We start from the raw sequence: 9,777 nt of genomic DNA on the forward strand, positions 1-9,777 counted from the left end.
ATATGCACCTTTAAGCCGTTATGATTGATCCTGATAATGACAGTCTTAAATTGGACACTAAAAAATGAAAAAAATCATCTTGGCATGTTCTATTTTGCTGCAAATACCGACCTATAGCCTAGCCAATGATTCAACGGGCTATGTGGGTACAGGCGGAGTGGCCTATCTTAAAAATGCGCATGTTGCGATGCAAAGTGAAGATTTATTTATTAGTAAGAAGCTGATTAAAGTGGATTACCTTTATAAAAATTTAAGCAATAAAGATGTGACGGAAACCATTTTGTTTCCCTTACCACGTATTGATAACTTCTTTGATTCGGATTTTGCCCATACCGAAGCACTATTAAAAAGCTTTAAAATTATTGTTGATGGTCAAAATATTCAGCCAGAAATGCATGTGCGCACCTTTATCCAAAGAGATGAAAAGTCACCGTTAATTGATGCAACAGATGTATTTAAACAATGTGGTTTTAGCCAAACAGAGATGCTTAATCCTTGGATGCGTAACAATGATGACTATAGCTATTTTGTCGATAAATTAAAGCGATGTAAGCAGCCACAAATACGGAAGATATTGGCGAATTTTAAAAAAGATGATGAAATTCCATGGTCATCTCAAGTGATTTATAGTTGGAAGCAGACCTTTAAAGCCAATGCGTTGACCAAAATTCAGCATCAATATCAACCTTTGGTGGGTGGTTCTGTTGCGCTATATCCTGATGAATACAATCAGAACTTTTGTATGGATGCGCAATTTAAACAAGGCTTAAAAAAAGCCAAAGCAGAAAATTCACCGTTTAACGCTTTAAGCTATATTCTGACCACAGGTGCAAATTGGGCTAAACCGATTGAAAATTTTAAATTGACGATTGAGCGTGATAAGAATGAATTGGTTTCATTTTGTTGGAATGGCAAAGTCGAAAAAATTAGTCCAACTCAATTTCAGATGACCAAGCGTAACTTCGTTCCCAAGCAGGATTTGGATATTATTTTTGTAAGAGTGAAATAAGTCGGTTTGCAAATGACTGCAAGAAAAATCAATAAATAAGTAGCTTAATCAGGCTTTTCACTCTCATACTATCGAGTTAGAAAGGGACATTTAACTCAGGATTGAACGTGAATTTAAAGAATCTGGAAGCATTTTACTGGGTGGTGACGCTGAATAGTTTTAATAAGGCAGCGACAAAATTACAAACCACCCAGCCTGCGGTATCACAGAAAATCACTGCTATTGAAAATGACTTAGGATTTAAAGTTTTAGATCGAAGTTTTCGTCAACTGAAACCCACGCATAAGGGGATGACCTTATTTAAATATGCTGAAAAGTTGATGCGTTTAGAAACTGAACTGATCGCAGAATTAACTGAAAATCAGCATTTGACTGGCACAATTCGTTTGGGCGTATCGGAAACCATTGTCTACACATGGTTGGTGGAATATATCGAGAAAGTTCAGCAAGAATTCCCTAAAGTTTCTGTAGAAATCGTGGTTGATTTGACTCCAAATTTACAAGAAGGTGTACGCACAGGTGATCTGGATATGGCCTTTTTACTTGGACCAACGCTGGCTTTTGAATGTATTGAACAGGCATTGTGTGATTTTGAACTCAGCTTCTTGGCTTCACCTTCATTTAAAGGGGGGATTGCTCAAATGTCATTTAAGACCTTAATGTCACATACCATTTTAACCTATCCAAAAATTACCTACCCCTATAAAGAGCTGAAAGCAAAAATGAAGGAACAGGGGCTAGATGAGCCACTTTCGATCACCAGTTATTCTTTGGCAACCTTGTTACGTCTTGCTGAACAAGGCTTGGGGATCGCTGTGGTGCCGACCTTAACCGCTTTAAAAGAAATTACCGATGGTCGATTAGAAATATTAAATACGCCAATCAAGTTAAAAACCTTTCACTTTACCTCAATTTATATTCAAGGTAATGATGCTGCATTGAAAGAAAAATTAACCGATGTCGCCGTGATGGTTTCTGAAAGCGCGATGAAAAGCTTGAATGAGAAAATAAAAATTTGAGGTGCTTAAAGTAAGCTTCTGTAAGAGCCGTGTATGTGGGAATCCAACAGCTGCTGAGTTAAAAAATTATAAAAGCAGCTTATCAGGAGTGATAAGTAAAATTTATCTTCGAACTAATCATAAATAAAAAGTAATTAAATTCAATGGATTGGTTTTAATTTTATATCTAAAAAGTCGTATTGTTCAGTTGGCTTGCATATGTTTTTATTTGAACGAGAAGATTTTATTACCCATCGCTGAGTGGGAGAACAGGGAATCTTTGTGATTTAAAAAGGATTAAAGAAGATCGTTTATAAACAAAATGATGCTCTTGGATCAAGTCAAAAATAGCGTTATTGAGCTCAAATGGATGAGGAACGCATCAATATGTCTTTACTGAAATCTTCTTTGCTATCAGATCGCCAATGGGCCATTGTCGCCTCCATTTTTATGATGGCAACCTCTGCCATGGGACCCGGATTTTTAACCCAAACTGCTGTGTTTACAGTGAAATTAGGTGCCGCATTTGGTTTTGCCATTTTAGTTTCAATTTTGATTGATTATGTGGTGCAGCAGAATATTTGGCGTGTAGTGACGCTCACGCAAATGCGTGCATCCGATATCGCCAATAAGGCCTTACCAGGCAGTGGTTATTTACTTGCATTTCTGGTGATTCTAGGCGGTTTCTTCTTTAGTATCGGAAATATTGCAGGTGCTGCATTAGGTCTTAATGCACTGTTTGGTCTGGATACCAAATGGGGCGGTATCCTCAGCGGTGCATTGGCGATTTTGATTTTCGCCTCCAGAAAAGCCACACTTGCCATGGATAAAAGCATGATCGTATTGGGATTGTTGAAAATCATCCTGATCATCATTGTGGCAGTCATTGTGATGCCTCCTGTTGGGCAGGCGGTACAGCAAACCTTTGCGCCAGATCAAATCGACTTTGCCATTATTACCACCATTGTCGGTGGCACGGTGGGTGGTTATATCTGCTATGCAGGTGCCCATCGTTTACTCGATAAAGGTGCTGTTGGCCCTGAAAATATCGATGAAGTTGCTAAAGCTGCGACCAAGGGCATTATTGTTGTCGGTATCATGCGCTACGTATTGTTTTTAGCATTCTTAGGCGTGGTGGTGAGCGGTGCAACTATTGATTTAGCCAGCCATGACGCCAATCCGGCAGCACAAGCATTCCAATATGCAGCGGGTACATTCGGTTTTAAATTATTCGGTTTAATTTTCTGGGCAGCGGGTATTAGTAGCACCATTGGCGCAGCATATACTTCAGTATCATTCTTTAGTGCATTTAAAAAGAACTTAACACCAAAACAAAGCAACTATACAACCATTACCTTTATCGCATTGGCGTTATTACTCTATGTGGTATTGGGTGCAACTCCGGCAGGCCTACTCATTTTTGTAGGTGGTTTTAACGGTCTGGTGTTGCCAATTGGCCTTACAATTTTTGTGTATGTTGCGGCTTGCCGTAGAGACTTGATGGGCAATTATAATTATCCAAAATGGTTAATTGTTTTAGGCGCACTCACCTGTGTATTGACGTGGTGGATGGGCTATATGTCATTTACGACCGTGTTTAACTATTTGACCAAACTTTAAGCCAGCTAATCGTACAGCGAAAAAGGAATGATGCCATGTTTGTAGATTTAAACAGTGATTTGGGCGAAAGCTTTGGCTCCTGGAAAATGGGCAATGATGACCAGATTTTACCTGTGGTGACCAGTGCCAATATCGCATGTGGTTTTCATGCAGGCGATCCTTTGGGGATTTTAAAAACGGTTCGTAAAGCCGTTGAATTGGGCGTCACGATTGGGGCGCATGTGTCTTATCCCGATCTGGTTGGTTTTGGCCGCCGTAATATGGATGTGTCACGTGACGAACTGATTGCCGATGTGCTGTATCAAGTTTCTGCACTCGATGGCTTAGCTAAAGTGGCTGGCTCAAAAGTGCAATACGTTAAACCTCATGGTGCGCTCTACAACACCATTGCCTATGATCAAGCTCAGGCAGCCGCAGTGATTGATGCGATTAAGATGTACAACCCTGAACTGGTTTTGGTGGCTTTGGCTGGGTCGAACTTAGTCGAGCAGGCACGTGCGGCTGGCTTAAAAGTGGTGTCTGAGGCATTTGCAGACCGCGCTTATAACAGCGATGGTTCATTGGTCTCTCGTCGTCTAGAAGGTGCGGTTTTACACGACTCGGCATTTGTGGCGAGCCGTGTGGTGTCTATGCTTAAAAATGGTGGGGTCGAGTCAATTGACGGCGTATTTACCCCAATTCAAGCCGACACTATTTGCTTACATGGCGACACTGACGGTGCACTAGAAATGTCGGCAGCCATTAAAGACGAGCTTGTAAAAAACAAGATTGAAATCCGCCCGTTTGTAAATAAAGCATAAGGATGAGCACAATGTATAAGGATATTAAAGTCGACCCAGCTCAGCTTGAAGCAGCATTAGATGCGCGTTTAAAAATCCGTGCAGGTTTTGATAAACCAACGGCAGGTATGGCGGCTGGCATGACGCAGGTCAATATGATTTCGGTGCCAAAAGAGTGGGCGTATGACTTTTTACTCTATGCACACCGTAACCCGCAAAGCTGTCCAGTGCTTGATGTGCTCGAAGAAGGTATTTATGCAACCAAGCTTGCTGCAGACTCAGACATCCGCACCGATTTTCCACGCTATCGCATTTGGAAAGAGGGCAAAATGGTCGATGAAGTGACCGATGCCAGCGAGATGTATAACGCTCATCCTGATTTGGTGACTTTCTTGATTGGTTGCAGTTTTTCATTTGAAACCGCTTTGCAAGAAGCGGGTATTGAAGTTCGCCATATTCATGATGACACCAATGTGCCGATGTATTTGAGCAATATTCAGTGTGAACCAGCAGGGCGTATTTCAGGAAACATGGTGGTTTCTATGCGACCCATTCCATCGCATCAAATTAGTGAAGCGGTAAAAATTACATCACGTATGCCAAGCGTGCATGGTGCACCTGTGCATATTGGTCATCCTGAAAGCTTAGGAATTTTGGATATAAATAAGCCTGACTTTGGTGATGCTTCTCGTATTGAGGTGGGTGAAATTCCAGTGTTTTGGGCATGTGGGGTAACACCGCAAGCAGCCATTATGAACTCGAAAATTCCTTTTGCGATTAGTCATGCACCGGGTCACATGTTGATTACCGACATTCCTGACCGTGCTTGGATGGGCTAATTGGACTAAAGAACAATTAATAAGGATAAGCAAATGCGTTTTTTATCGGTAAACGCCGATTGTTTCCTGATTGAGCTTGCGAGCCTAGAAGAAACTTTGGCGTTGTACAATAAATTGCAACATACGCAATTGAATGGAATTAAAGACTTAGTCCCTGCTGCAAAAACAATTTTGGTTTTTTTTAACGAGCTTGCAACCAATTTTAAAACGTTGGTTGCTTCAATTCAAAGCCTTAAAGTTGATTCTGGATTTGAGCGTAGCAGCCAAGAAGTGATTGTGCCGATTCGTTACGATGGTGAAGACCTTGCTCAGGTTGCCGAGTTACAAGGCTTGTCTGTTGCCGATGTGATTAGAACGCATCACCAAAGCATATGGAATGTGGCTTTTATTGGTTTTGCGCCAGGCTTTGCTTATATGAGCAGTCCCGATAAGCCCTTTACCGATATTCCACGCTTAACGGTTCCGCGCAAAAAAATACCGTCAGGTTCTTTGGGCTTGGCTGGAAAATACTCTGGTATTTACCCCAAAGACAGCCCAGGTGGCTGGCAGCTGATTGGTACTACATCAGAAAAAATGTGGGATTTAGAACGTAAAAATCCTGCATTACTGTTACCGGGCATGACCGTACATTTTGAAGATGTCACGCATCGTCCAACCACTGTGAGTGTACCGCAGCAAATTACCCGTACAGTTGAGCCGAAACAATCTGTGCCGTTATTTACGATCACTGCACCAAGTTTACAGATGTTGATTCAAGACGAAGGGCGCTTAAACCAGACCAATATTGGAGTTGGGGTTGCAGGTGTAATGGATTCATCTGCCATGCATAGTGCTAACCGTATTGTAGGTAATCCAACCGATACCCCCGTTATTGAAGTTTTAAATGGTGGCTTAAAGGCAAAAATGCAGTCTGCGGGTGTTATTGCAGTTGCAGGTGCCATTTCAAATATTCGTGTGAAATTTGCTGATGGTCAAAGCGCAGACTTTGCAAGCTATCAACCGATTGATTTAGACGAAGGTGATGAATTTCAAATTCAGCCACCGACAGCAGGCTTAAGAAACTGTCTGGCAGTTCGCGGCGGCATCGATGTTGAACCAGTGCTCAATAGTGCTTCGTTTGACAGCTTGGCAGTGTTAGGGCCAGAGCCTTTAAAGCTTGGAGATACCATTTATCAAGGACAGGTGAGGGCTGCCAACATTAGCGTAAATGAAGTAGGCAAAAGTGACTTGCCACAAGCTGGCGAAGTTGTTGAGTTGGACATTATGATGGGGCCACGCACTGACTGGTTTGAACAAGACAGTATTGAACTGCTCTGTCAACAAGAATGGCTGGTAACGAACGAAAGCAACCGAGTTGGGCTAAGACTTTCAGGTGAGCAGCCTTTAACTCGCAAAATTACCCATGAACTGGAAAGTGAAGGCACATGTATTGGTGCTTTGCAGATTCCACCGAGTGGTCAGCCTGTTTTATTTATGAATGATCATCCTTTAACGGGCGGATATCCAGTCATTGCTTCTGTTGCTAAACACCATTGGGACTTGGTAGCACAGATTCCAGCAGGTTGCCGTATCAAATTTAAAAAAATTGCCGAATTTACAGATTTTGAGAATGAATGATGAATACAGAAAAATTATTGATTGCGAATCGTGGTGAAATTGCCGTTCGTATTGTCCATGCTTGCCGTGATATGGGCATTTCATCGGTCGCATTATATGCAGATGATGATATTGGCAGCATGCATGTGGAACTTGCAGATGAAGCATGGGGTTTGGCTGGTGCTACCGCTAGCGAAACTTATTTAAATATTGCTGCCATTATCGAGATTGCAAAGAAATCCAAAGCGACCATGGTCCATCCAGGTTATGGCTTTTTATCTGAACGTGCTGAATTTTCCCAAGCCGTGATTGATGCGGGCTTAAAATGGGTCGGGCCATCACCAAGTGCCATTGAAAAGCTAGGCGATAAAATCGAAGCACGTAAAATTGCTGCTTCAGTTGGTGCGCCCTTAGTTCAGGGTACACAAGACCCACTTAATAATGCAGAGGAAGCTTTAGAGTTTGCCAAAAAATTTGGTTTGCCGATTGCCATTAAAGCTGCGTTTGGTGGCGGTGGCCGTGGATTAAAAGTTGCGTGGAAACTCGAAGAAGTCAAAGAGCTTTATGAGTCGGCAGTACGTGAGGCAAAAGCTGCTTTTGGCCGTGGTGAGTGTTTTGTCGAGCAATATCTCGATCAACCGCGTCATGTCGAAGCACAAGTGATTGCTGATCAACATGGCAATATTGTAGTGCTTGGTACACGTGATTGTTCGTTGCAACGTCGTAACCAAAAGTTAGTCGAAGAAGCGCCAGCGCCATTTATTAGTGATGAGATTTATCAGCAAATTTTAAGCTCGGCAAAAAACATTTGTCAGGCCGCAAACTATGTGGGTGCGGGTACAGTTGAATATTTACTGAGCCGTGACGGAAAGCTTTCATTCTTAGAAGTAAACACCCGTTTGCAAGTCGAACATCCAGTGACTGAAGAAACCTCAAAAGTCGATTTGGTGGTTGAGCAAATTCGCGTGGCGCAGGGCCATGAGCTTTCGATTAAAGAAACTCCAAAAGTACAAGGCCATGCGATTGAGTTTCGTATTAATGCCGAAGACCCAGCACGTGGGTTCATTCCTGCATTTGGTGTGCTGAGCTTATTTGAAGCGCCGTTTGGTCATGGTGTACGTGTTGATACAGGTGTTCGCATGGGCTCATTAGTATCTAGCCACTTTGACTCACTCATGGCAAAACTGATTGTCACCGGCCCAACCCGAGAAGTTGCAATTGCCCGTGCTAAGCGTGCATTGAAGCAATTTAAAATTGAAGGCGTAGCTTCGGTTTTAGACTTTCACCGTGCAGTACTCAATGAACCTGACTTTACCGATGAATTTAATGTACACACGCGTTGGATCGAAAATGACTTTAAACAAGAGTTAAAGCCAACCAAACGCGGCATTCCAAAGCATCAACAACCGATGTTACTGAGTTATATTGAAATTGATGGCAAGTTACATCGTTTAGGTTTACCTGCGGGTATGTTTGCACAAGGCCCAGCCGCCGCAGTTCAAGCCCAAACCGCCGAGCCAGAAATGAGTGCCGAGCATTTACTAGCCCCAATTAATGGTGTGATGAGCGCTTGGAGAGTTGAAAATGGTGAGCATGTCACCGAAGGTCAAGTGGTTGCGATTATGGAAGCCATGAAAATGGAAGTGCAGGTACTGGCACATCGTAGTGGTATTATGCAAATCGTGGCAGAACAGGGTGGTACTTATCAGGCAGAATCAATTATTGGCATAATTGAGTGATGTTTGAAACAAGTCTCTATCGCTAAAATTGAAGAATAGAAAAAAGCAAAGCGCTAATGATTTATCTCTTTGCTTATTTCTGTTGGATAAAGAGTTATTAAAAATAGTTAATTTTACTTTATTTATTTTTAAGTTAAACTTTATTATTGGTCGAGTTACTCTTTGTCTACCTGTTAGATATCAATGAAAAAAAATAATCATGCCGATAGTGATTTAAAAATAATATCGCCCAATTTTAAGCTTTTGGGTTTTAAATGTTTGTATTCTTTAATTTTTTGTATTTGTTGCATATTGTAGAGAGAAAACATAAGTTTGTTATAGTGTTTTTCTTATATATATGAATTTATTGATAAATATTTATTAAATTGCTTGTGTTTGTAATAAATTCTTGTAAATAGTGATAATTTTAATGTGCTAAATGCTAATAAATTTGGATTCAAAGGGGGTAAGGTCTATTCTTATAATAGAACTAAGGGGTAGGCGTGATATATAAGAAACCATTAGTATTAGATTTTGATAAAGTGAATGAAAATGATGAGGATAATGGTGGCGCATTATTTTTAAGAGGTGAGACAGTTTTTATCCTTGCAATGTGTCTATGGAATACAAATATTAGCTATAGTTTCTTATTCATTTATATTTTTATTTTTTTCGCCGAAAAAATAAATGATTTTTACTTTGTTGTGAGTTTTTCTCTGATATTTAGTCTTGTGGTTATTGTTTTGCTATTTTTTTTACTTTTCTTTGTTGAGATAGTTTTCTCTAATCGGTAATTAAAATATGATTTATAGAAAAATAATAAAAGTATAAATCTATTTTTAAGTTGAAAAGGAATAGTCGATTCATTGCAGTCATCAAATTATAAAACAAGCCCAACAGATTTATGATAATGATCATTCTTAATTGAGCTAGATAAATTTGTTTTGCTGGTAAAACAAAAAAATAAAATAATTATTAAACTCAGGTGTGCTATCACTCGCGTAAAAATTTGGATAGAGAATAAAAATAAATTTTTGTCGCCTCCTATGTTAACGACAGCTTCACAATCGTCAAACTTTCCTTGAAATGATAATTTTTTTTAGTGAAATGATAATTTTTTTATTCAGTTTTCCAGTAGATTTTTAGAACTATATGTGACTAATATCACAAAAAAAAGTTTTTTTGCAGTATTGGTGGGGTGGTGAGTGAGGGGGCTAT

7 protein-coding genes are annotated in these 9,777 nt (G+C 40.5%); all 7 read left to right on the forward strand.

Annotated elements, in window-relative coordinates; all coding sequences use genetic code 11:
* The first annotated feature begins 64 nt into the window (after positions 1-64).
* The 7 genes from GBI66_RS12210 (at position 65) to GBI66_RS12240 (ending at position 8,580) form a co-directional block, all read left to right on the forward strand.
* Positions 65-1,009 (forward strand): DUF4424 family protein, encoded by a 945-nt coding sequence (locus tag GBI66_RS12210; protein WP_151716277.1) that lies wholly within the window; start codon positions 65-67, stop codon positions 1,007-1,009.
* Positions 1,010-1,116: 107 nt separating this feature from the next.
* The gene (mumR, locus tag GBI66_RS12215) at positions 1,117-2,028 is read left to right on the forward strand and encodes a LysR family transcriptional regulator MumR (protein ID WP_005183446.1); all 912 of its coding nucleotides are present in this window, start codon (positions 1,117-1,119) and stop codon (positions 2,026-2,028) included.
* 345 nt (positions 2,029-2,373) lie between these two features.
* Positions 2,374-3,627 (forward strand): NRAMP family divalent metal transporter, encoded by a 1,254-nt coding sequence (locus tag GBI66_RS12220; protein ID WP_151716278.1) that lies wholly within the window; start codon positions 2,374-2,376, stop codon positions 3,625-3,627.
* Positions 3,628-3,662: 35 nt separating this feature from the next.
* Positions 3,663-4,427, forward strand: coding sequence for a LamB/YcsF family protein (locus tag GBI66_RS12225; protein ID WP_151716279.1), 765 nt, complete (start codon positions 3,663-3,665; stop codon positions 4,425-4,427).
* A 2-nt stretch (positions 4,428-4,429) separates the two neighbouring features.
* Positions 4,430-5,245, forward strand: a complete 816-nt coding sequence (locus GBI66_RS12230; protein ID WP_151716280.1) for a putative hydro-lyase — start codon at positions 4,430-4,432, stop codon at positions 5,243-5,245.
* A gap of 33 nt (positions 5,246-5,278) precedes the next feature.
* Positions 5,279-6,862, forward strand: a complete 1,584-nt coding sequence (locus GBI66_RS12235) for an urea amidolyase family protein (protein WP_151716281.1) — start codon at positions 5,279-5,281, stop codon at positions 6,860-6,862.
* Complete coding sequence (locus tag GBI66_RS12240; RefSeq protein ID WP_151716285.1) at positions 6,862-8,580, forward strand: biotin carboxylase N-terminal domain-containing protein; 1,719 nt, start codon at positions 6,862-6,864, stop codon at positions 8,578-8,580. Before GBI66_RS12235 ends, GBI66_RS12240 begins: the two co-directional genes overlap by 1 nt.
* Positions 8,581-9,777 lie beyond the last annotated feature (1,197 nt).

The organism is Acinetobacter sp. TUM15071, from assembly GCF_008980925.1.
Taxonomy (GTDB): Bacteria; Pseudomonadota; Gammaproteobacteria; order Pseudomonadales; family Moraxellaceae; genus Acinetobacter; species Acinetobacter dispersus.

Bases quoted from the DNA above. Each gene is read 5' to 3' on its own strand.
- GBI66_RS12220 (WP_151716278.1), top strand. From the start codon at position 2,374: ATGGATGAGGAACGCATCAATATGTCTTTACTGAAATCTTCTTTGCTA.
- GBI66_RS12230 (WP_151716280.1), top strand. From the start codon at position 4,430: ATGAGCACAATGTATAAGGATATTAAAGTCGACCCAGCTCAGCTTGAA.
- GBI66_RS12240 (WP_151716285.1), top strand. From the start codon at position 6,862: ATGAATACAGAAAAATTATTGATTGCGAATCGTGGTGAAATTGCCGTT.
- GBI66_RS12210 (WP_151716277.1), top strand. From the start codon at position 65: ATGAAAAAAATCATCTTGGCATGTTCTATTTTGCTGCAAATACCGACC.
- GBI66_RS12235 (WP_151716281.1), top strand. From the start codon at position 5,279: ATGCGTTTTTTATCGGTAAACGCCGATTGTTTCCTGATTGAGCTTGCG.
- GBI66_RS12225 (WP_151716279.1), top strand. From the start codon at position 3,663: ATGTTTGTAGATTTAAACAGTGATTTGGGCGAAAGCTTTGGCTCCTGG.